Source organism: Oscillatoria nigro-viridis PCC 7112 (genome assembly GCF_000317475.1).
Classification (GTDB): Bacteria; Cyanobacteriota; Cyanobacteriia; order Cyanobacteriales; family Microcoleaceae; genus Microcoleus; species Microcoleus nigroviridis.
In genome coordinates, this window is the sequence record NC_019729.1 from 5,374,387 (window position 1) to 5,399,032 (window position 24,646).

The 24,646-nt window shown below is 46.6% G+C and carries 15 protein-coding genes; 6 read left to right on the top strand and 9 right to left on the bottom strand.

The genetic code is table 11. The annotated features are described in order from the left end of the window. Positions 1-70 precede the first annotated feature (70 nt). Complete coding sequence (locus OSC7112_RS22310) at positions 71-4,249, top strand: helicase domain-containing protein (protein WP_015178026.1); 4,179 nt, start codon at positions 71-73, stop codon at positions 4,247-4,249. A gap of 158 nt (positions 4,250-4,407) precedes the next feature. On the opposite strand, the gene OSC7112_RS22315 is transcribed toward OSC7112_RS22310, so the two are convergent. The 6 genes from OSC7112_RS22315 to rpsB all read right to left on the bottom strand — a co-directional run bounded on the left by OSC7112_RS22315 (position 4,408) and on the right by rpsB (position 13,303). Next, entirely contained in the window at positions 4,408-4,671 is a 264-nt protein-coding gene (locus OSC7112_RS22315) for a MarR family winged helix-turn-helix transcriptional regulator (RefSeq protein ID WP_263053544.1), read from the bottom strand. A 149-nt stretch (positions 4,672-4,820) separates the two neighbouring features. Continuing rightward, positions 4,821-6,905, bottom strand: a complete 2,085-nt coding sequence (gene fusA, locus OSC7112_RS22320; protein WP_190274252.1) for an elongation factor G — start codon at positions 6,903-6,905, stop codon at positions 4,821-4,823. 555 nt (positions 6,906-7,460) lie between these two features. Beyond that, positions 7,461-9,974, bottom strand: coding sequence for an ATP-dependent DNA helicase RecG (gene recG / locus OSC7112_RS22325; protein WP_015178028.1), 2,514 nt, complete (start codon positions 9,972-9,974; stop codon positions 7,461-7,463). Positions 9,975-10,131: 157 nt separating this feature from the next. After that, on the bottom strand, positions 10,132-11,067 hold the full coding sequence (locus OSC7112_RS22330; RefSeq protein ID WP_015178029.1) for a hypothetical protein: 936 nt from the start codon (positions 11,065-11,067) through the stop codon (positions 10,132-10,134). 424 nt (positions 11,068-11,491) lie between these two features. Continuing rightward, complete coding sequence (tsf, locus tag OSC7112_RS22335; RefSeq protein WP_015178030.1) at positions 11,492-12,151, bottom strand: translation elongation factor Ts; 660 nt, start codon at positions 12,149-12,151, stop codon at positions 11,492-11,494. Between the two features lie 321 nt (positions 12,152-12,472). Then, positions 12,473-13,303, bottom strand: coding sequence for a 30S ribosomal protein S2 (rpsB, locus tag OSC7112_RS22340; RefSeq protein WP_015178031.1), 831 nt, complete (start codon positions 13,301-13,303; stop codon positions 12,473-12,475). A gap of 436 nt (positions 13,304-13,739) precedes the next feature. Here rpsB and OSC7112_RS22345 point away from each other — a divergent pair, with 436 nt between their 5' ends. From OSC7112_RS22345 to OSC7112_RS22360, 4 genes are all read left to right on the top strand, one after another. Then, a complete protein-coding gene (locus tag OSC7112_RS22345) occupies positions 13,740-15,941 on the top strand; it encodes a cation:proton antiporter (protein ID WP_041622681.1) in 2,202 nt (733 codons plus the stop codon). Positions 15,942-16,090: 149 nt separating this feature from the next. Beyond that, a complete protein-coding gene (locus OSC7112_RS22350; RefSeq protein ID WP_015178033.1) occupies positions 16,091-16,606 on the top strand; it encodes a hypothetical protein in 516 nt (171 codons plus the stop codon). A 553-nt stretch (positions 16,607-17,159) separates the two neighbouring features. Then, a complete protein-coding gene (locus OSC7112_RS22355; RefSeq protein ID WP_015178034.1) occupies positions 17,160-17,786 on the top strand; it encodes a DUF3038 domain-containing protein in 627 nt (208 codons plus the stop codon). Between the two features lie 3 nt (positions 17,787-17,789). Then, the gene (locus OSC7112_RS22360) at positions 17,790-18,962 is read left to right on the top strand and encodes a DUF4335 domain-containing protein (protein ID WP_015178035.1); all 1,173 of its coding nucleotides are present in this window, start codon (positions 17,790-17,792) and stop codon (positions 18,960-18,962) included. A gap of 335 nt (positions 18,963-19,297) precedes the next feature. On the opposite strand, the gene OSC7112_RS22365 is transcribed toward OSC7112_RS22360, so the two are convergent. Together OSC7112_RS22365 and OSC7112_RS22370 are read right to left on the bottom strand one after the other, a co-directional pair. Then, positions 19,298-21,376 (bottom strand): abortive infection protein, encoded by a 2,079-nt coding sequence (locus OSC7112_RS22365; RefSeq protein ID WP_015178036.1) that lies wholly within the window; start codon positions 21,374-21,376, stop codon positions 19,298-19,300. Positions 21,377-21,381: 5 nt separating this feature from the next. After that, positions 21,382-22,053, bottom strand: coding sequence for a hypothetical protein (locus tag OSC7112_RS22370; RefSeq protein WP_015178037.1), 672 nt, complete (start codon positions 22,051-22,053; stop codon positions 21,382-21,384). A 238-nt stretch (positions 22,054-22,291) separates the two neighbouring features. Here OSC7112_RS22370 and OSC7112_RS22375 point away from each other — a divergent pair, with 238 nt between their 5' ends. Next, the gene (locus tag OSC7112_RS22375; protein WP_015178038.1) at positions 22,292-23,227 is read left to right on the top strand and encodes an OmpA family protein; all 936 of its coding nucleotides are present in this window, start codon (positions 22,292-22,294) and stop codon (positions 23,225-23,227) included. A gap of 165 nt (positions 23,228-23,392) precedes the next feature. On the opposite strand, the gene OSC7112_RS22380 is transcribed toward OSC7112_RS22375, so the two are convergent. Then, positions 23,393-24,505 carry an AI-2E family transporter gene (locus OSC7112_RS22380; RefSeq protein ID WP_041622682.1) on the bottom strand — a complete coding sequence of 371 codons (1,113 nt, stop codon included), beginning with the start codon at positions 24,503-24,505 and terminating at the stop codon, positions 23,393-23,395. Positions 24,506-24,646 lie beyond the last annotated feature (141 nt).

Sequence of the window (24,646 nt, forward strand, 5' to 3'; positions counted from 1 at the left end):
CTTTGATTCGCCGTATAGGTATTTTGTCAGCTACTACCTGAATACTTACCAAAGAACTTTCCCAAAGCTTATGTATATCTATATTACACAGCAGTGCCAGGATAACGCTGAAAAGTATTATATTAAACCTAAAATCACTGAACTTTATGATAACTCCGAAGTGTTAGATCTCTTCGATCCAATTTATCCTTACTGGAAGCGAAGAATAGGGAAATACAGGTTATTAGCAAAGATCGAAGAGGTAGATAATGAGAAGATTCTCTGCTTACTAAATATTCTGGAGCGAAAAAGTCAAGAGTATGAAGAATTTACAGACAAAAATAAACGTCAAAAATTTGGTCAAGACAAGTTAGAGCCATTACTGAATGATGATGAGATTAAGGAATGGCTAAATAAACAAAAAGAATCGGTTTGTCAACAGCCAAACAAACGCGAGCCTCTTCCAAACGATCTGTTAGTCTGGCTAGAGCTACCTAGCTGGAGTAAAGACTCTCAAGACTTGGTGATTTACGAAAGCGGACAATGGTTGAAAAAGTGCGGACAAGAGAAAATCAAAGACCGACGGGAAACTTTCAAAAATATTATTCTCGAGATTATTAGTCAAAATGATGTGGAAGATGAAAGCACAAGTTGCTCTCGTGTAAAGTTATATAGCAACAGGGAAGGGTTATCGATTTTGTTTAGTAGGATCGAAACTATTGCTACTGAAGATACGTCCTCTAGAAAAATTTTATTTTTGCTTGCTCCTTTTCTTGAAAAACCATCGGATGACCCTATAAGAGAAGTAGTAGAGGCGATCGATCTTCCCGACTTTGGTGAAAATGTTAATAATCTTCCGGCTCAATTGAGTATGGATGAGCTAACTTGCCTAGCACGACGTTCTTATCCAGCATACCTACTATTAGATTTTGAAAGTTGGCTAGCTATTGAAAAAGATGACGAATCAAATCTAGCTCTCTCAGTGGAAGAAGAACAAATTTTAGAATCTATTTCAACTCCACAAAAACCCTCCCTACCGATGTTTATCAATGGACGAGCTGGGAGTGGTAAATCTACAATGTTATTCCACCTTTTTGCTGATTACTGCGATCGCCACTGGAACTCTTGTCAAGCAGGAGGATATGATTTTTATGAAAAGCCACACCCTCTTTTTCTAACTTACAGCGAGAGTTTGCTCAAGGTAGCTAAAGATTCAGTGCAAAGCCTTTTAAAATCTCATCATAAATTTTTATTAGAGAGAGGAAAGCCAGAAGCAGAAATACCAGATGTAGAACCCTTTTTTCAACCATTCCAGAAATTTTTATTAAATTTTTTACCATCTACAGAATACGACAGATTTAAACCAGAAAAATACATTTCTTATAACCAGTTTCGACAGCTTTATAAAGATTCTCCACTGCCAGAAGCAAGAAATAAACGCTACTCAGCAGGGCGATGCTGGTACATTATTAGAACTTTGATTAAAGGCTACTCTCTTGATGGATATATAAACGAAGACGATTATAAGGAATTACCGCGCGAGGAACAACGCAAGATTCCAGAAGATACATTCAAAGGAATTTATGAAACGGTTTGGAAATGGTATGAAAGGCTAATTGAAGATAAGGGCTACTGGGACGATCAAGACTTAATTAGAATAGTTCTCGAACGGAAATATTTCTCTTCTGAATACACTGCAATTTTTTGCGATGAATCTCAAGATTTTACGAGACTAGAACTGCAACTCATCGTCAAGCTTTCTGTTTTTTCTAAATATGATTTTGGATTTAACTATGTTTCTGTCCTACCCTTTACCTTTGCTGGCGATCCTTTTCAAACCTTAAACCCTACTGGATTTCGTTGGGATAGCGTCGGGGCATTGTTTTACAACGAAGTTGTAATGAGGCTCGATCCAGCAAGTAAACTTAATCTAAAGATGAATTTTAAGGAGCTACAAGTTAATTATCGCTCTAGCTCATCTATCGTTAAAGTGACCAATTTAATCCAATTGTGGCGCTGTGTTCGTTTCGAGCTACCTGACATTAAGCCACAAACTCCGTGGCAAAAAAAAGACAGTTTTTCTAAACCGCAAAAGTTTATTTTTGGTCAGAATCTCTCGTTAGACGATTTAAAAAGCCATATCGACAATAAGCCGATTTTTATCCTACCCTGTGAAGCTGGCGGGGAAATTGACTATATCAAAAGTGATGAAATTCTTTTGGAATTATTTCCACAAGCCAACGAGGGAAAAACGCCAGAGAACGTATACAGTGCCATCAAAGCAAAGGGCCTGGAGTTCCCGCTGGTCATCCTATACAAATTTGGGCATGAGTTGGCTCAAGAAAACAATGCGAACTTTGTATGGAACTTTGACGCTAATAGTCAAAGAGATTCAGTAGAGTTAGAATACTACTTTAACAAGCTTTACGTTGCGGCTAGCCGAGCGATGTCTGATTTGGTTGTCATTGACTCAAAAGAAGGAGATGAATTGCTGTGGCAGCAGGCTAGTGACGATCGGATCGATGGATTCCTTGAGCGGTTGGAAGCTGATAAACGCCACGATTGGACAGATTTACTCGGAACTATCAGCACAGGGCAAAGTCTAGAAGTGCTGGATCAAGACAACCGAGAACTCCAAGCAAAGCAGATGAAGAAGCAAGGATTGGCAGAGGAAAACCCAGAGTTACTCAGAAATGCAAAAGCGTATTACTCTGTGTTAGGAGATACAAAAGAAGTTGACCTCTGCGAAGCTTGGGCGCTCAAATTCGATAATCATTTTAGTGAGGCTGGTCAACTTTTCTTGAATCGAGGTAAGAAGGAAGAGGCTTGGAAGTGCTTCTGGGAGGGAGCTTGTTGGAAAGAATTGAAGCAATGGTGTGAAAAAAACCCCAATCAGAAACCAGTAGAGCTTTCTTTAGTGGCATTCATGATGGAGGAAGATCCGAAATCTTTCGATGTTCTCAATAAATTCACCGAGTTCCTTGAAAAACGCAATGAGAACAACTCACTGAAAAACTTTCGTTCGAGCAAACCCTGGCAAGCAGCGATCGAGCAATATGCCAGCCAAATTGATGATATAAAATTGATGAACGAACAGAGTCTCACCTGTGAGCAATGGCAACGATTTGGAAATCTATTACAAGACTTGCAACAAGCTGGTTATAACCAAACAATAAAAGTGGCGGGAAGTTCTTTCTACCAAGCCAAAGATTATAAAGGTGCTGTGCGCTGCTGGGATCAGTGTGAAGTTCCCCCAAAGCGCGAGTATAACTTAGCTAAAGCTGAAGTCGAAGGTTTTCCCGAAGGCTTACAATACCTGCAAAAAGAAGGAGAAAATCAGCGGATTTTTCAGGAGTGGGAAAGAGAAAGAAAACCAGATAAATATCAATGGTTAGACTATGTTTTACCAGCGCTTCAAAACCTGAATCGGCATCAAGAGCTAGTTGACTACTTAATTCAGCGAAAATTGTGGAGCAAAGCCATAGAAGCAATAGCTAAGCATCCTCATCCCAATGAAGCAAAAAGTTTGAAGTTTAATGTTGTGCGTGGAATTGCTTACTCAGATCTTACACCAGATACTGCTCGATCAGAACGCCAACGTTATCAGAACTTTATAACTTCAGTTCGAGGTTTTTCCGATTGGCAGCACCATATAACTGTACAAGAAGTTGGTGCTGCAATGGAGAGAATTGGTGAGTTTGTGCCATGCTTAGAATTTTATGAGAAATTTTTTGATGATTCCAACTCTAAGCTACGAAATTTTGCACGAGAGCGTTGGATTGCCACTAAGAAAAAGCAGGTAGACTACGAGCGAAACACAGATGGTGGCAAATTTAAGCAAAGACAGGACGAACTTGATGAGAATGCTCGTAAATGGAGCATAAATCTAGATTCAGTCTCTGACCTTCCAGAGCTTACTGTTCCACTAGCAGAGCCATCAAACACGGAAGTCAAGAGAGAAGCTGATTGGAAAACTTTAGGCAATGGCGTCGAACAGCGTGACATAGGTCGTCTTAAATTGATGAGAATCAAGACGATTAAGCAGCTAACTATTACTGATGATACATCCAAGATATTGCAAGTAACTTTGGATTCTGGGAAATGCACCATCAAAGGTAAGGTTGAAGATGTGGAAGTATCGGGCAGCAACAGATTACTTTTTAAGGTTCCTGAAAGTGGTTACATCTGTGAAGTCTTCTACAGTGATGCTTCTCCCAGCCTTGAACTCAATATTCAAGGTCTATCAGATAAAATCATCATAAAACTCTAAAGATGAAAGTATCTTGAAGATAGCTGTTGCAGTCAGCTAGGGCAATTACAGTTATGAACTTAGGTTGAGTTGAGCGTAGAGGTAGCAGTTGGTAACGGTAATGATCGAACCCAGGTATATTGGCATGAATTGATGTGGGTTTCAGGGTGTTGCTTTTTTTAAAGCATTCGCTCTAACACTCGCTGCATCACCTGAAGTTCTTCATCATCCAAGTGAGAGCCAAAGTATTCTGCGATTCCTTCAGCATAAACCGTCCACATCTTCTGTTGCATCTCCAATCCAGCCTCAGTCAGCACGGCATAGGCGCCACGCCGATCGCTCGGACAGCGTTCTCGATACAGCAGTCCGGCTTTTTCCAGACGATCGACCAGATGGGTCAGATTGCTACGGCTCAACAACACTTTCTGGGCCAAGTCGCTCAAGCGCACACGATACTCTAGCGCTTCTTTGAGCCTACATTCCGCACTTCTGACTATGTTAAGAAGTGCGGAATGTAGGTTAAAAACTACAAAAATCTAGTTTTTAACCTTGGTGATTGACTGCGACAAATCACTTCGTCGCAGTCAATACATTACTTCGCAGCTTGACGCTCTTTTGCCGCCTTAATCACTTCTTCAGCGATGTTATTCGGACAAGGAGCATAGTGCGAGAAGGACATTGAGAATTGTCCGCGCCCAGAGGTCATTGTACGCAAATCGCTAATGTAACCAAACATTTCGCTCAACGGCACATCTGCCTTGATCCGCGCTCCTGTTTGTCCTGTCTCCTGAGATTTCATCATGCCCCGGCGGCGGTTGAGGTCGCCGATCACGTCGCCCATGTAATCATCTGGAGTGAATACATCGACATTCATAATCGGTTCGAGCAACTGAGGCGCCGCTTTAGGCAGAGACTGGCGATAGGCCGCTTTGGCAGCAATTTCAAAGGCCATTGCTGACGAGTCAACGGGGTGGAAACCGCCTTCTAGTAGGGTGAATTTCAAGTCCAAGCAAGGGAATCCGGCCAAGACGCCTTTGTCGATGCAGCTTTCAAAGCCTTTTTCGACCGCTGGCCAATATTCTCTCGGCACGCTACCACCTGTCACTTTTGACTCAAACTGGAAGCCGCTTCCAGGCTCACCAGGCTCGATCACGTAGCCGATTTTGGCAAATTGACCGGAACCACCTGATTGCTTTTTGTGGGTGTATTCGTCTTCGAGGCGCTTGGTAATCGACTCGCGGTAGGCTACCTGCGGTTCGCCGACTTCTACTTCGATGCCGTGGGTGCGCTTGAGAATGTCTACTTTGATGTCGAGGTGTAACTCGCCCATCCCCTTGAGAATCGTTTCGCCGCTTTCTTGATCCGTCACCATGTGGAAGGATGGGTCTTCTTGCACCATCTTGGTGAGGGCTGCTCCCATTTTTTCTTCGCCGCCTTTTTGTTTCGGTTTGACCGAAATCGAAATAACGGGATCGGGGAATACCATCGGCTCTAGGGTGGCGGGATTTTTGGGGTCGCAGATGGTGTGTCCGGTGCGGACGTTTTTCATGCCGACGATCGCCACAATGTCCCCTGCTTGCGCGGAGTCAATTTCTTCGCGAGAGTTGGCGTGCATTTCCACCAAACGGCTGATGCGCTCGGTTTTGCCTGTGGCGGTGTTGAGTACGGTGTCGCCCTTGGACAACTTACCGGAGTACAGGCGCGTGAAGGTTAAAGCACCGTAGCGATCGTCCATGATCTTAAACGCGAGTGCCCGCAATGGCCGATTGGGATCGACAACGGCAAATTCGCCGGTTTCATTCCCATCGAGATCGACTTCTGGCTGCGGTGTGACTTCCATCGGGTTCGGCAGGTAGTCAACTACGGCATCGAGAACCAACTGCACGCCTTTGTTTTTAAAGGATGAGCCGCAGTAGGTGGGGAAAAATGCCCGATCGCGAGTACCTTTGCGAATGCAGCGCTTGAGGTCGTCAATGCTCGGCTCGTTGCCTTCGAGATACTGTTCCATTACATCGTCGTCTTGCTCGACGGCCAGTTCGAGCAACTTTTCGCGCCAAGTTTCGACATCATCGACCATATCGGCGGGGACATCTTTAATTTGATAGTTCATCGGATCGCCGGAATCATCCCAGATCCAGGCTTTGCGGGTCAACAAATCGACTACGCCGCAAAACTTTTCTTCTATGCCGATCGGCAATACCATTACCATCGGTTTAGCGCCGAGGATTTTATCGACTTGCTGGACAACGCGGTAAAAATCTGCGCCGGTGCGATCGAGCTTGTTGATGTAGATGACGCGAGCGACTTTGGAATCGTTAGCGTAGCGCCAGTTGGTTTCAGATTGCGGTTCAACTCCACCCGAACCGCAAAACACACCGATGCCACCATCGAGAACCTTCAAAGAACGGTAAACTTCGATCGTAAAATCGACGTGTCCGGGAGTATCGATGATGTTGAGCTGATGCTCGTTCCAGAAGCAGGTGGTAGCAGCGGATTGAATCGTAATACCGCGCTCTTGCTCCTGTTCCATGAAGTCAGTCGTCGCCGCGCCTTCGTGAACTTCACCAATTTTGTGGATTTTACCTGTCAGTTTCAGGATTCTTTCTGTTGTGGTGGTCTTGCCAGCATCTACGTGGGCGAAGATGCCGATATTTCGATAACGAGTGAGATCTTTCATAATTAATGTTGAGATTAAATGCGACGAACCGTCGGCGACCACCTGCAAGCGTGACAAGCGAGGAATCAATGTTGCCTGGTAAGGCCAGTACAGGCTAGATTTTCTTTCCCCTGTTTCTGGCAGGACAATCTTAATTTTGACACTTTCTCGTCATTCCTGCGAAGGATTCTTGGTTTAATAAGTGCCACAAGCCTGACAACTCATAAAAACACCCTAGAGCGAGGGAAAAATCGTCTCCGAAAGTAGGTTGGGTTGAGGCACTCCTACCCAACAAATTCGTGTTTTTGACGTTTCGAGCAACCTGATATTTTGCAGCAGTCTCAGCAAGAAACTATAAACCGCGTTTCCTGACAAAAAACCTAGGATTTTAGGTGAGTTTGTGGGAAGAAAACCGGTTTCTGAAATTACTGACATTAAATAAGTAGGTCCAAATCAACCGCCCTACGGGGAGGAGGGCGCGTGAGTGCAGCAATAAACTGCCGGCTTTGATATATCTTCGCTTAACCTGCCCCTACAAAATATTATTAAAAACCCCGTTGCTGCGTCCAAAACTATCTAAGTCAAAATCGACCCACTCATCATCCGCTGATATCTCCGCTCCAATTCATCCCGCACCACCGGCCACTGATGCAAACTTTCATCATTCTCAATTACCATTTGAGCCGCCGCCCTCGCCAACTCCAAAACCTCCTGATCCTCCACCAAACTCGCCAAAGCAAAATCCGGCAAACCCGACTGCCGAGTTCCCAAAACCTGACCCGGCCCGCGCAATCTCATGTCCATTTCCGCAATAAAAAAACCATCTTGAGATTGTTCTAAAACCTTCATTCTCTGCATAGCTTCCGCAGTTTTGGAACCGGGCATTAACAAACAATAAGAACGGTTGCTGCCCCGACCGACTCGACCCCGCAACTGGTGCAGTTGCGACAGTCCAAAACGCTCAGAATTTTCAATCAGCATTACCGTAGCATTCGGCACGTCTACTCCCACTTCGACGACAGTAGTAGATACTAAAATATCAGTTTCTTTGTCTCGAAACTTACTAATTGCCTCATCTTTGTCAGCACTGCTCATCCTGCCGTGGAGCAAACCCACCTTAAACTCAGGAAATACGCTTTTTTGCAGTTTCTCTTGTTCCTCAATTGCCGATCGCACGTCCAACTTTTCCGACTCCTCCACCAGCGGCAGCACCACATAAACTTGACGCCCGCTAGCCACTTCCCGCCGAATCAAATCGTAAGCTTGGATGCGTTCTTTTGCAGACAGTACAGTGGTTTGAATCGCCTGCCTGCCGGGGGGAAGTTCGTCAATTTGACTCACATCTAAATCCCCGTGCAGCGTCAGCGCCAGCGTCCGGGGAATGGGAGTTGCCGTCATCGTCAAAACGTGGGGAGCTTCGCCTTTTTGCTGCAATTTAGCGCGCTGCAGCACGCCGAATCTGTGCTGTTCGTCAATTACCGCCAAACCCAATTTATGGAAATTTACCGTATCTTGAATCAGCGCGTGAGTTCCCACTAAAACGGGCAATTCTCCGGTTTCTAACTGGTTGTGAATTTCCCGGCGCTTGGCTACTTTTGTGGAACCAGTTAACAGTTCGACAGACAAGTGCATCAAGTTAAACCAACCTACCAATTTGCGGTAATGCTGTTCTGCTAAAACTTCAGTCGGCGCCATTAAAGCGGCTTGATAGCCGGATTGAATTGCTGCTAGCATTGCCACGACGGCTACTACAGTTTTGCCGGCGCCGACATCGCCTTGCACCAATCTGTTCATCGGTTGCGGCGAAGCTAAATCGTTGAGGATGTCATTGATGACTCTTTCCTGAGCATTAGTCAAGGCAAAAGGCAAGATTTCATAAAAATGTTCGATCAATTTGCCGCTAGGAATGAGGACTGCACTAGCTTGAGCTTTTCTTTGGGTTTGGCGGCGCTTTAAAAGTCCTAATTGCAGGTAGAAAAATTCGTCAAAAACTAAGCGGCGGCGGGCGGCGGCCAAACAATCTCGATCGAGGGGAAAGTGAATATTAGTCACGGCATCGGCTAAACCCATTAAACCGTAACGCTCGCGCAAATCTTCCGGTAGCGATTCCGGCAACATTTTCGCCGCCGGCATTGCCGCCAAAATCGATCGCCTCACCGAACCGGCATCCACCCCCTCCGTCAGCGGATAAACCGGTATCAGGCGGCCGACTTTCATTGATTCGATCGCACCGCCGGAGTCGTCTAATACTTCTAACTCAGGATTTTCTAAAGTAATTCCATATTTACCCTGCTTCACCAACCCGGAAGCCGCCAGCACCGCACCTGTACAATACTCGCGCTTTTTGAATTCTTGCCAGCCGCGATTGCTGTAGCGAGGGCCTGCAAAAAAACGACTAATTTTTATCTCTCCGGTGCGGTCTTTTAAAATTACTTCTAATATAGTTAACTTCTTATTCTTCGGACTAGAAAAGCAATTGCACCGCTTTACTTCAGCGATTAAAGTGACAGTTTCCCCGGCTACTAGCTCGCGAATTTGTACTTGCTTTGCATAGTCGATGTGGTTGCGGGGATAGTAGTAAAGCAAGTCATATACAGTGTATAAACCCAGTTTTGCCAAGCGGTTGCCGTTGGCGGGGCCGATGCCGGCGGTGCGGGTTAACTGTTGGTCGAGAGTCAGGCTTGGTGGTGGGGGTGCTGTACTCAGGGGTGCTGTTCGGGGAACGGAAAGTGCTGGGGCGGTTGGTTCAGAAGCGTTAGCGTTTGCGGGTCTGACTTGTCGTGCAAGTTCTTGCTGGTGGCGAGTTTCTTGTTCCCAAACTTGCTCCATTTGCCGGAGAAAACTGACCGTAATGGCGATCGAATGCTGGCGCTGTTCGAGATCTTTCTGAGGGTAGATGTCAAATTCAGCGGCTAGTTGTCTGGCTCGATCGCGCGCCGAAGCCGCCACAGAACCTGCAAGTTGTCTCAAACTCAGGCCCAGAAACTCGCTGAAGCGGTATTGACTGCCTTGGATATCGTTAAATCCGCGATCGGCTTCTACTGAAAGAGCTTTTTGCAATCGCTGCCATTCTGGTTGATTATTAGTCATCAGTCATTAGTAATTAGTCATCAGTCATCAGTCATTAGTCATTAGTCATTAGTCATTAGTCATTAGTTATTAATCATAGCTCAAGAATTCCCGACAATTACCTACTGACAACTGACAACTGACAACTGTCAACTGACAACTGACAACTGACAACTGACTAATCTTCAAACCAACTCGATCGCCAAGCCGACTCAGCCTCCACCACAGCGAGTTCCCGCTGCTTTTTCTGGTAATCGCGGCCCAGCGAGTTCAACTTTAGAGAGAGGTTGCGAATTTGCTGGCGCCAAGCCGAGGTTCCCGCATCGGCAAACTCTATTTCCGACAGCCGCAGTTTAATCGCTGTAATGTGCAGCGCCCTACTACCCAAGGTTTCCGCCAATTTTCGCGATGCTGGTGAGACATCGGTTTCAATGATTAAGTTTAATAAGTTAGGCGGCCCGGCAACACTCTCGCCGGAGGATTCAGCACTAGAAGCAGCTTCTAGAACCGGTTCTGGCAATTGACTCGGCAAGATTCCCGACTGTTTCAGCAAGCGGTTGGTGTCGCGAGAAAGCAGCTTGAGTATATTGGCGATCGACTTTTCAATACTATTTTGCCAGCGTGCCAAACTTTCCGGGGAATTGGTACTTGGCAATTGATAATTTGCCAATGAAAATAGATAGTTAATAGCCGAAACTTGGTGTTTTTCCTTTTCGTCTTCTTCCTTGTCGTCTGCTTCGTCTTCCTCTTCTCGATCTTCCTCTTCATCGAAGTCGTCTTCGTCTTCTTCTTCCTCTTCCTCTTCCTCTTCCTCTATTTCTTCATCTGCTTCTGATTCAGTCACCAGCGATCGCAATTTTTCCTCCGATACCGAAGCCAAAAGCCTTACAGACTGCTGCATTTTTTGCCGCCCCTCGAAGGACAACTTGAGAAACGACTCCGGTACTGCTTGAGTGCAAAGGTGATAGCAAGCCAAAATTAACTGCTGCCGCACCGCTTGTCCCAACGCAGCTAAATAACCTTCGTAGGTACTGCGAAACTCCAAATTCAAGGCTGCTAAAGCCTCTTCGAGTCCTGCCAAATCTTGCTCTATTCGCTCTCTTGGTCGCACCATATCTCTCGTATAAAATTAAAATAAGCTAATCGACATTTAAATTGCACGGTCATATTATGTCCGGTCAATTACCCCTAATACGGTAGGGGAACCCCTCACGAAAAATATCTGCCAACAATCTCCAATCTCAAAAACTCGCCCTTGTAATCGCCGTCACTCGATCGGACATGATATCAAATAAATTTTCACTTTTGTGGGGAGTAGGGGTTGGGCAGGAACTCCCACCCTCAACAAAAAATTTAAATGCACAACAGCTTAGGACTTCCGAAATTTTTCAATTTTTACGCTATCTGTAGTAGTAAGTTTTGCAGTGCCCGCCCTACAAATATAGTCTGTCGATAAGTCATGTAAAAATTAAAAATTAAAAATGCAAAAAATCAATTTTTCACATTTTTAATTTTTAATTCTAAATCTTAATTTGGGATTATTGAACACCCATTTGGGCTGCCACTTCATCGGCAAAGTTAGCTTCTACCTTTTCAATGCCTTCGCCCAAGACAAAACGCACGAAGCGCCGCACTTGGACATTTTCTCCAATTTGGGCGATCGTTTGTTTCACCAACTCTTCTACCGAGATATTCTGATCTCTAATAAAAGGCTGATCCATCAAAGATAACTCTTTCAGGCGCTTGTCAATGCGGCCTTGAACAATCTTTTCTTTGATGTTGTCTGGCTTGTTGCCCAAGTCGTCCTTCTCCATTTCAATTGCCTTTTCTCTTGCGACAATTTCGGCGGGGATATCTTCTACTTTCACGTATTCCACATTCGGGCAAGCTGCAATTTGCATCGCAATATTCCGCACCAAAGTTTGGAATTCTTCGCGACGTGCCACAAAATCTGTTTCGCAGTTAACTTCCACCAGCACGCCGACGCGGCCGCCCGTGTGGATGTAGCTGCCTACAAGCCCTTCTGAGGCAACCCGTCCTGCTTTTTTGTCAGCCCCGGCTAGACCTTTTTTCCGCAGCCACTCAATGGATGTTTCGATATTGCCTTCGTTTGCAGCTAGGGCTTTTTTGCAGTCCATCATGCCCGCGCCGGTTTTGTCGCGCAGTTCTTTAACAAGTTTTGCAGATATGTCCGCCATCTTCTTTAAGTTCCCAATCAAAATTAGTTATTAGTCATTAGTCATCAGTCATCAGTCATTAGTCATTAGTCACTAATTTTAATGTTAATGATTAGACCAGAGTAAAGAAATAACAGTCGATCTTAGTACCGACTTTGTACCTGTAGCGCTAGAATTCATTCGGGCGCTGACACAATGAATGCTTTTGCCAGAACTCTACTAATGACTTAGACTCGTGCTACGTACAATTAAAAATTAAAAATATCCAACTAAAAATAATAATTATTTTTAATTTTCAATTTTTAATTTTTAATTTCCTGGTGCTAGATTCCGAGGGCAATACTAGCTCTCGGTTTCTTCGCCCTCGGCCTCAGCAGCGTCGTCGGGATCTACATAATCGGGGTCATCCAATTCTTCGATTTCGACATCATATTCCGCGCCTTCGTAACCACCCTCGTAGTCGTAGTCCTCATCAGAGTCGCCGCCCTGCTGACCGTGACGACCTTCGTAGATGGCATCAGCCAACTTGCCGACAATCAGCTTGATCGATCGAATAGCATCGTCATTCGCCGGAATCGCAATGTCAACCAAATCCGGGTCGCAGTTGGTATCCAACAGAGAGACGATCGGAATTCCCAACTTTTGGCATTCCAACACCGCATTATACTCGCGGCGTTGGTCTACGAGCACCACTCCGTCGGGAATCTTCCGCATAGATTTAATCCCGCCCAGATATTTCTGGAGTTTTGCCATTTCTCGGCGCAGTACCGAAGCTTCTTTTTTCGGCAGCAAATCGAGGGCGCCGATTTCCTCGCGGCGCTCCAAATCCTTGAGGCGCTCCACGCGGGACTTAATCGTCGTCCAGTTGGTGAGCATTCCCCCCAGCCAGCGCTGGTTGACGTAATAAGCACCGCAGCGTTGAGCTTCTTGGGCTACAATCCCTGCAGCTTGGCGCTTCGTACCCACGAACAAAAACTTTTTGCCTTTTTCTGAGGCAACTCTCATGTACTCGTAGGCGTCTTCCATAAGCTGAGCGGTTTGCACGAGGTCGATGATGTGAACCCCGTTGCGCTCTGTAAAAATGTATGGAGACATTTTCGGGTTCCACCGACGGGTTTGGTGTCCGAAGTGAACCCCTGACTCTAACATTTGAGCCAAACTGACTACTGGCATTGTATTTTTAACTCCTGATTCGGGTTAATCCTCCACCCGGTCGTATTTCTGAAGGTTTGCGCCTTAGAAACACCCGAAAACCCGGATGTGCGAATTTAAACAACTTTTCTAGTTTATCACAGCGCGCGCTACTTTTTCTGACAATCTGATATCCGTAGGGTTGGCTTGACACCCGGAGGTGAGATTTAGTCCGCGGGTTGGGTGCGGGGTACGCACGCTGCGGTTAAAGTTACTTGGCAAGCGCTTGTAAAAAACGAAAAATCCAGGTGGGAGGTTGCCAAAGCCTTTGTTCGCTTGTGAGAGAATGGCGTTGTTGGTGCGCCTCTTGTGCCTTCTACCTTCGATCGAGCTGGTATCCATTTGTTTCGATCGGCAATTCTGTCGGCTTTACTGCCGAGTCCTCTCGATCCGCAAAAATCCCAAAGCTAAAAACGCCATGCCCATCCCCATTCTCGTCCTGCTTGAAGTTCTAATTGTCATCGCACTTTCGAGACTTGTCGGTTTAGGATTTCGAGCGTTCAAACAACCTCAAGTCATTGGAGAAATTGTAGCAGGAATTATGCTCGGGCCTTCTCTGTTGGGCTTAGTTGCACCAGATTTAGCAACAGCACTTTTTCCAGCCGAAGCCGTTCCCTTCCTCAACGTGCTGTCTGAGGTGGGACTGATTTTTTTCATGTTTTTGGTTGGTTTGGAACTGAATCCGAAATACCTAAAAAGCAATTTAGATATCGCGATTTTAACTTCCCATGTCAGCATTCTAGTGCCGTTTTCCCTGGGAAGCTTGCTAGCACTGCTGCTGTATCCCATTGTTTCAAATAATAGCGTTTCGTTTACAGCATTTGCCCTGTTTTTGGGCGCTGCGATGTCAATTACTGCTTTTCCGGTGCTCGCAAGAATTATTACAGAACACAACTTGCAGAATACAAAATTGGGGACGCTGGCCTTGACTTGCGCGGCCGTTGACGATGTGACAGCTTGGTGCTTGTTAGCAGTGGCGATCGCAGTTACTAGAACCAACTCAATGCTAGGCGCTTTACCGACAATTATTGCATCTTTAATTTACATCGGTTTCATGCTGACTGTAGTCCGATGGTTCTTGCAGCGACTTTCCAAGCACTACAACCGCACCGGCCGATTAACACAGTTAGTGCTGTCGGGAATTTATATAGGAGTTGTAGCTTCTGCCTTAATTACTGAATTGATCGGCATTCATTTAATCTTCGGTGCATTTTTGCTGGGTGCTGCCATGCCTAAAAATGCGGGATTAACCAGAGAATTAGCCGAAAAAACCGAAGACTTTGTACTAATATTTCTGCTCCCGATATTTTTTGCTTACAGCGGCTTGCGGACTCAAATCGGCTTGCTCAACAGTCCGGAATTGTGGCTGCTGTGCGCCGCAGTTTTGGGAGTGGCCATTGTCGGCAAATACGTCGGCACTTACGTTGCAGCTAGAGTCTGTGGCATCGGCAACCGCGCAGCTTCAGCCCTGGGATGGCTGATGAATACTCGCGGTTTGACTGAACTAATTGTGCTGAATATCGGTCTTTCCTTGGGGGTGATTTCGCCCCTGCTATTTACGATGTTAGTCATCATGGCTTTAGTGACAACTTTTATGACTTCGCCACTGTTGGAGTGGACTTATCCAAAACGGTTAATTAGGTTAGATATTTCAGAAGTTAACTCAGATGATTCAGAATTAGAATATTCACAAATGGCTGAAAGCAGCGAAGAAAATGCTAACAAATTGCCAACTTATCGAATTTTAGTACCTGTTGCCAATCCCAGCACACAGAAGGGTTTACTGCAACTAGCGGTAGCGCTGGCGCAGCCGGCTGCTGGTATCGGTGGTGACGATTTACAGTCTGCGGCGGTTCATCCTCTGAGTTTGATAGAATTAAATGATGACTATGCCTTTGAAAGTACGCCTGCGGAAGCCGATCGCATTATTCAAGAACGCCGATCGAGATTATCAGAATTGATTGAGAGCTTGGAACTGTCAGAGGCGCGAAAATTCGTACATCCCATCATTAGGGTTACTAATGATGTAGCCCGGGAAACGGCCCAAATTGCACAAATCGATCGCGCGGATTTAATTTTAGTAGGATGGCACAGGCCTACTTTTAGCAGCAACCGTTTGGGAGGACGTGTGGGTCAAATTCTCAGCAACGCAAAGGTGGATGTAGCAATTTTTGTTGACAGAGGCCGGGAAAGGTTGAATAACTTGTTAGTACCTTACGCGGCAAACATTCACGATGATTTGGGGTTAGAATTGGCGCTGAGACTGTTAGTTAATAGCGAGGAACGCCGTTTGACGGTGCTGCGGGTGGCGGTTGACGGGGAAGCTGGAAACGAGCTGAGTTACGAGTTTCAGCGAGTGATGGAGCAGTTACCAGTTGAGGTGCGATCGCGCATAGAAACTCCGATTGTGGAGGCTGCTGAACCAATTCAAGCAGTAGTAGCGGCTTCTGCTAATGCTGATTTGACTATTGCCGGTACGAGTCGGGAGTGGGGAATTGAGCGCCAAACTTTGGGACAGTATACTGATGAATTGGCTGTGCAGTGTCATTCTTCGCTACTGATTGCACGGTGTTACGTGAAAGTGCGATCGCACTTGGCATCGGTACTTCCTCAAAGGTAGTCAGTTGACTGTTGACTGTTGGCTGTTGACTGTAGTTATTAGTTATTGGTTATTTGTGAGTTAGTAACAATGCCCAATGCCCTGCGCGGGCCAATGCCCAATTCCCAAGGACGAATGACTAATGACGAATGACTAATGATTAATTACCAATGACAAAAATTATGATTCATTTAAATGTCAAATTGTTATCATTTTACGGTATTTCGCTGGCGTTTGTTGCCGTGCTGTTTAAGGTGGTAACTGCTTACGGTGAAACAAATTTAAAGGCACCTCCGGCAATTGCGGGACATTATCGCTTCGAGCCTAAAAGTTTGCCCGAATGTCTGAAATCTGATGTTTTGGTATTGACAATCGAGCAATCGGGTGTTTATTTGAGCGGTAATTTGCGATCGGGCAGCACGGAGGGCAGGGAAAAAACAGCCGAGGAGAAACCTTCTTTATTTGGTAAGTGGGAAACTCAAGGATTGAACTTGTCGGGTGCGGTTCCTAATTTAGCTGGTTGCAGCGACTCCACAGCAACCGGTCAAAACAGTTCTGTTAAAATGCGCGGAATTGTGGAGCAAGAAAGCCTCAAGGGAAAAATTAGTCTGACTGATAAGGCGGCGGCTACTGATTTTACGGCTCAAAGAGAAGCGGCGGTGCAACCCCAGAAGCAGCAACATTGATTGAGCCCAACAGAGAATAAGAGATGGGAAATGGGTAATTCTTTGTCGCTTTCCATCGAAAGCATCCAGGATACAAGCCCCCGGATTCATCCGTCCAGAAATAAAAAACCTGTATCCGATAAAGAGCCGAACGTATTTATCTCGCGCAAGTCAGTCGATTTTCGATTTTCGATTTTCGATTCTCGATTTACCCCACAGATAAATCTGGGAGCTTGAACTAGGGTCGAAAATTTTGATCTTTCCACGACAGGAGTACGTGGTAGCGTATCCGTTTTTGGGCCTTGTCAATGCTTCAATTCTAAAATCTCAAATCTCAAATCTCAAATCGATTGACTCTCCCCTTCTCCCCTCATGAAGCAAGGAATCACAAAGCGGCGGCGGGGGTGGGGGAGCGGGCGATCGAACTCCTGCCGGAGCTCGCCTGTGACGGTCGGTTGCTGCTAAATTAGAAAATATGCCTAAAAGTCAATGATAAAAATAAAGTATCCCAGAGAAGTTCTTGGTTGAGAATTTGTCTGGCTCAAGACCCCCGTGCCCGTATAGTTTGTTTGGAATGGATGTTGCCGTGATATTAATGCCGTCAGAAACTTCGCTTACCGAGTCAAACCCGTTAATTTTAGACAGTTTGCCAGACTTGTCGCCCTCCGATGGCGGATGTCCCCGCCGGGCTAGATTGCAAATTGACCTGATGTTGCTGGCGATCGAAGCCTTGTATCTCGGAGGTGCTGAAGAAATGCTTGCAGTGTCAAAGGACCTGGAATTGGAATCAATTATCAAAAATCGGGTTGCCCTTTGGCTGATGCGTAATACTAACCCGCTGAGACGCTATACCCAGCGCCGCTCCCTTACCATTGTGGAGGCAAAAGCGCTGGTGGCGATCGCCTGCAATATGGCGCGCAAGTTAACCGCCACAATTCGGCAGTTGCTGCTAGACTCGCAGCAGTTGCGATCGAGAAATATCCCCCTCAACCAGAACCTGCCGCTGGCAGAGTATTTAGAACGCTTTCGAGCTCACTTTCGATCGCGCATGAACCCCAAGCGATCGCTTGTTGCAGCTTACGATTCCGACGACAAGCTCAACGAACTAGCTTTGAACTTGTTGAGCAAACTGCTATTTTGTACAGGCACAGCCGGAATGCAGCGCTTCTGGGTTAGCCTGTTTGATGGAGAAGTTGAATAAAAAATGACTATTAGGCGTCAGTACAGTCTGCCAAATTGCACCCTAGTTCTAGAAGGGTTGAGCGATGGATCGGCAGCCAGCCAGTTAGATATACGGCCGGTGCTTTCTATACTAATGAGCGCTGAATGCTATGTTACAGGTCTCGGCGAGCCCCTGACGGGGGGGCGGGAGTTTTTTGAAAGCTTGGTGAGGGTCGTCAGCAGCTACGCTCAAGAATTTATGAGCGGAGTGCATTATCCCGATCGCTACGGCCCGAATTTGGGTATGGTACAGTTGCACAGAATTGACGGGAATTTGCATCGGTTAACCGTTCTACCCCCCTCCACAGGCAGCCCGACCCAAATCGATCAAAAAACAGAACTGTCGGCAAAAGTAGATTTGACGACGGTACAGCTATTTGACTTGGTAGAGGCGATCGATCAGTTTTTTGCCGACACGCAGACGCTGCCGGAATTGTCGCTGCAATTAACCCCAATTTCCAAGCGTTACGTCAAGTCGGCCGAACCTTTGGCGAAGCGGAGTTTGCCTGCAGTCGTCGGGGTGTCGAGTTTGGCTTTGGCTGCGATGGCGTTTTTCTTGGTGCCGGTGCCGGAAGTCCAGCGCCAGAGAGATCCGGTTCCCCAGCCCAATCCAGCGGGCCAGAATCAGGGGACGCCGAATCCCGGCGGATCGGGTTCGCCTAATCCCAATCCCACGCCCCCTGCTGACGGTTTGCTGCCTGGGACTCAAACTCCGAAGGCTGAATCGAGTTCGCCGACTCCGAGCCCCGCGCCGCAGCCGGACGCTTCACCTAGCGCCGCACCGCAGTCGAGCACTTCGCCGGAAAGCACGCCCAGTCCTGTTGCTGAAGGTTTGGCAAGCCCTGAAGCAGCACCCGTGCCAATTACGGATGCAGGGGAAATTGAGCTGTTGAGGGGCAAACTTTCCCAGCAACTTGACGGAGTTGTGAAGAATCAGCCTCCGGTTGATGCGGAGTTGGTTTATCGGGTGAGTGTGGCCGCCGACGGGGCGATTGTCGGTTACAAGTCGGAGAATTCGGCAGCAGTTGCTCGATCGGAAACGCCGTTGTCGGAGTTGCTTTACAAACCTGTTGGCACCAGGCCGCCTGCGGAACCGCTGGCTGATTTCCGCGTAGTTTTGGCACCTGACGGCAAAGTTCAAGTCACTCCTTGGTAATGGTTGACTGTTGACTGTTAACGGTTAACTGTTGACTGTTGACTGTTAACTGTTGACTGTTGACTGATACCAAATCCGGCTTTAATACCCCCTCAATCTCTTAGTCTGGGGAGGCAGACTTGGTTTTTCTAGTAGCGATTTCATATCGTTTCCGATTGCATCGGTATTGTTCAAATGTCCAAACAGTCAGTTGTCATATCAATTCCGGTTGTATCGGAATGATGAAACCGCAGAGGACACAGAGGATGCAGAGAAAGGGAAGAGAGAGATGAATACAGGACGATGCCAACGGATTTGATTTCAATCGCCGAATCATTTACAAACCGATTGCTGATTCAAAGGCCTGTCGGTGCGTGGGGTTCAATGTCTGGGTCAAATCCTCCAACTTGATTGGTGCGAATTATCCACAAAAATGCTCCCTGTTTTAAGAAAATTTTGGCTATTTCATCTTGGGTGCGCCTGGGCAGCATTGTGCGGTAACTAATAGCAGCTTTTATCAGGTTCGCTATACCGACAAAAAAGGTTTTTTTCAGTTCAGAATCAATCCCCGCTAATCTCGAATTTCTGCGCCAATCTGGACGGACAATGCCGAGGGGCATTAATACTGTTTCTAAACTTTCTCCTAATGCTACTAGCTGATTAAATCGTTGAGTTTGTGCGTCGGTGGGATGTGTTTTCAGCCAGTCTTGAATCTGAGGATTTGACTCTATTTCGGAAGTGATTTTTTTAATTGTCGCGTAAATTGCCTGACTTGAATCTTGGACGCAAGAAGTTGCTGGCGTGACTAAACTTGCGCCGGTGCCGTCTCCGCTGCGGTAGCGGGCCATCATGATATCTAGCTGCTGGTTTAATTCCGTTAAAGGCGACAAGGTGATGCCGTCAAAATCGTAGTCGCAACACACGCAGTCTAATTTACAGATGATATCGCAAACCGGGCGATCGCCCAACCAGCCGCGCTGCAAGTCTCCCATGTAGCTTTGCCATTTGTTGGAACCGGCGACAATTCCGTCGGGATTGTGGGCGTAAACTTGTTTGTATTCTATGTCAAAACGCAGTTCGCCGGTAAAGCGATCTCGCACCACTTTTGCTACTCCGAAAGCAAAATGTCCGGTGACAATTCCCAGCGCTGGCTTTTCGCCTTTTTTGCCGCCGATACCGCCGAAACTGTGAATCACTATGCCGATATCTCCTTCTTGCCAAGGAGAGATTGAAGCGTTTTCTGCAGCATCATTTGGGGTTAACAATACTCTTTTTGCTTGCCCTTTTTGGGCTGGTGTATTTTCCCAATTTTTGCTGCTTAAATAAGCGAGAGATTTTTCGAGACCGAAATGTGTTTCATCTGGGATTAATTGAGCAATTTTGCGGGGTTCGATTGCCTGCACTACAAACATATTTTCTTCGTCTCTTTCGCCGTAAATGTACCAGCCGTCTGGATTTAAGGGCGATTGTTCGATCAGGTGATTGGTAGACCTCGCTACGCCATTTTTGTCGGGCTGTACTTGCGGAATCCGAATGATTTCGGCTGCGCCGTCAAATTGTTGAGATGTTTTGTTGAAATGCCGGACAATAAATTTGTCGCTGTCGGGTTCTTTTCGCTGTAAAATTGATACTAAAGCGCACAAACGTCCGATAATTTGTACTGGTTCGCGATCGATCGTGAGTTCGCGGCGATCGCTGCTGCTATAATGAATCGCAATCACTGGCCTGCGTAGCATCACAGTCACGCTGTCTTCGAGTCTGGTGCCTGCTAGAGTTTCTAAAGGGCCGACATTCCGCCAGCCGTTCAATCTATCTGGATGGATATTGCCAGATTTTTTACTATCTATAGCCTGTTTTGTGAAGTTGATATCTTGCGTTACTGCATGGACAAAAAACTGTACTTTGCGATTTGTACTCCATTTCAAAAATGCTGTTGTGCCAATAAAGTTTCTATATTTTTTCGGTGCATTTATTACTTCAAAAAACACTGTGCCGTAGGGCTGGCGCTCTTCCTTTGACGGTAAAATTAAGCGCCCGTGCCAAAGAGCGATCGGCTTGTAGAGATAGGCAACTGCTGCTGGATTTTCGCAGATTATCTCCGGCTCAAACGCTGCTGAGATATCGCTTCCTCCTCCAAAAATAGCAGCAGCTAAATTTCCTTCACTTTCTACAAAGATGGGTTCTAAAAAAACCTTTTCAGGTTCGGAAATATTAAGGGTTGAATTGCCAGTTTTTCTGGGAGACGAGCGGCTAAATAAATGGCGACCCCCCTCTAATTTCGCCTGCAACCAATTAAGAAAAATGCGAATAAAAATAAAAGCTGTTAAACCAAAAACAACAGCTAAAACAATCAGCCCCAGGGTCAAAATGAATTGGTTGAAAGACTGACCTGACACTAAAAAAAATGTTGGCCCGAGCGAAGAAAATGCCGCCATAATATCTAAAAACGAGTTTTAGGTTCGATCCAGTCTGTGCTGGCTTGACTGCCGAAAACTAGGGGTTTGTCCTCGGTGACTGCTACCGTTTGCCCTGTCATATCAACTGCACAAAGAGGCCAAGATCGATCGCCCAAATTGCCTGCGCGGAACAGAACTTGTCCGGGACAAACTTGACTCCAACCCAACAATACAGCATGAGTGTAAAGACTGCGAGCGGGAGCAACGGTATAAGTGTAGTTATCATTTTTGTCCCAAATGACACCGTAGTCGGACATATCGGAAGAGTTGAAAAGTGCTTCAAATTCGCGGGCGAGAATGCGCGAACCGTCTTGATTCCAAGAAACAGGCACTAAAATGGCGATCGTCCCGGACATATCTGTGTCATCGCTAGCATACATTCCGCTTTCGGCAAGCGGCGAAGCAGCCGCCACTGTTTGCAGTTCCCCGGTTTTGAGATTTTCCACAAACATGACACTGCTAACCCGACACCGGGAGAATTCCGGCTGTACTTGCAACTCAATTCGACTGTAAGCTGCGTGTTGGCCGTTAGTTGATACTAGGGATGGACTGCGATAATAGCGGAGGCCCGTGCCTGCAGTGGAGCTCACTTTAGCATGAGTGGCACTAATCCATTCCCAAGGAACGGGATAAGGGCTATTTAAAGGGTCAGTCATCGGTTTTTTTTCCAAAAGTTTTACTGAATTATCCAACAGATTCAGGCTGGCGCAACGGACTAGAAACCTGGTTTCTGACTCGAGGCTTCGCCACCAAACCCCAGATTTATAGAAACCGGGTTTCTTTTTTAGATTTTAGATGGAAGGACAAATCTAAAATCTAAAATCTAAAATCTAAAATCGGATAGGTAAAATAGTATCGAAATTAATCTGCTCTGTACACCGAGAGGGAGGAAACATGACCCGATCTTTTAACCAAAAACCTTCAATCCCCCCCACTCGCGTCTCCAAGTCGCGGGGAAAAGGTTTGCTTGTACTGTCGCTGATTTTTCGACTGCTGCTGCTGGGGGTGGGCAGCGGTTTTGCGTGGGTTTTGGGGATGGCGATCGCTCAAATTTATCCGTCAGGCGCGACGGAGATGCCGCTGGCAGAGAGATTGCTGCGTGTAACTCAAAATTTGACCTCCAGCCCGAAACGCGCCCCAGCAACGCCAATTCCGGCGCTCCCGCCACCAACCGCTACACCGACTCCCCAGTCAACAGTCAGTCCAGCCCAGAGAGAGAAATTGCAGTCGGATTTGAGACAGTTGCAGGGCGAACTCAACGCGCTGATCGGGCGCACGGCAGCTTTGGAGAGTCAGTTGGGTACCAGCCGCCCGACGGAAACTTTGGAAAAGCGTTTGCAGTTGATGTCGCGGGAATTGGCTGGGCCGGAAACGGCGGCAAGTCCTGTTCCTGCTTTACCGGAGGTGGCGGGCAGCCCGAGTCTGAACCCTGAAACGGTGAATACTGCCCCACAGAATGCCAACAATCCGGTGTTTGGGGGGGATGCGCTGATGGTGACTCTGCCCAGCGATGTTTTGTTTGATACTGGCAGCATTTCTTTGCGCGCGGGTACTAATGCGATTTTGGACAATTTGGTGGCGGAGTTGGGGAATCACCAGGGGGCAACTGTGCGGGTTGCGGGCCACACTGACGACGTGGGGGAAGCGGCGGACAATCGCAATGTGTCGTTTGCGCGGGCTCAGGCGGTGGTGCAGTATTTGTCGGGCGTACTCGGTCAGAAGTATCATTGGGTGGCGATCGGCTATGGGGAAAGTCGCCCTTCGGTGGAGAATAGTTCCGATACTAATCGGCAGCGCAACCGCCGCATTGAAGTGGCAATTAGTCCTTAGTCAGCAGATTTGTGGATACTAGATTTATTGCATGAATCTTTGATTGATAGTCAACCGCAGATGTAAGGCAGATAAACGCGGATAAACGCAGATAATTTCCAGAGAGGAGAGCGAATGCTTGCAATTGGAGTCTACTGTGTTGAATTCTCAAGGCGTAAGCTGCTGTCACGCTGAAGGTGTCAGAGGTGGCAAGTCAGAATTATTTTTAGCCCGATCTATTGCCTCTCGATGTTCGCTCCTAAGTTTCGGTTTTAAATACAGGTTCTCAATCAAAGCTGCCACTCCCGCAAACCAAGGCGGCACAATTACTGCTCCAATAATTCCTAATACTTGAACGCCTCCCAATACAGACAGCAATTGATATAAGGGATGCACACCAACCGATGAACCAACCAGCAAAGGATCTAGTACGTAAGTTTCTAAATTCTGGATGATTACAAATAACAGTAAGACCCACAAAAGTACCCAGCCACCTTTAGCTAATGCTACGATTAATGCTGGTCCTGCTCCCAACACTGGGCCGATGAAGGGAATCAAGTTGGTAACACCTGCGATCGCACCCAAGCCTAAAGCAAATTCCGGCATTCCCAAAATGCTCAAACCTGTGGTAATAAATATCCCTAAAATGCCCGAAACTAACACTCGCCCGCGAATATAACTCCCCATTCTTTGACCGATTGGCGCCGCTTGTGCAGCTAATTTTGCATCCCAAGGTTTCGGGAAAAACTGCACCAAACTTTTGATTAATGTGTCGCTGTCCGCAACCATGTAACCTGAAATAAATAATGCTAAAACTAAGCTGAAGAAACCGCCGAGAATGCCTCTGGTTAAACTGTACGATCGCAAAACCAGTTGTTGACTCGATCGAATCAGCCAATTAGTTAGCGATTGAGTGTCCACCAACTGACCCACCAAGGTTGGGGCATCGTCGGTGAGGCGACTCAATACATTAGTTGCCACTGTTCGCAAACTTTCGACATAAACTGGTAACTGCCGCAGCAGTAACTCTATTTGTTCGATGACCGTGGGCCCGATTAACACTACCGTCCCGCTAAATCCGCCGATGAGAGTTAAATAAACCATAATCACCGCCAGCCAGCGGGGAACCCGCATGGTTTCGGCCCAATTCACGATCGGGACGATCGAAGCAGCCAGCACAACTGATATCATCAGAATTACTAGCAGGCTCCGCAATTGCCACAGCAGCACTAGCAGCAAGGACGATGCTACAATTAGCAGCAAGTTAGGTAAAGAAATGGTAATCCGCTGTTCTGACATGATTAAGTAATCAAGGTTTGTATTCGCGCTTATGTCATCCCGCAGGGCGGGTTTATTTATATTCTCATTTACCAAATATATGTCGGGTAAAACCCGCACCTACTCATATTATAATAAAAAGTAACATCGGTTCAAAAAAAA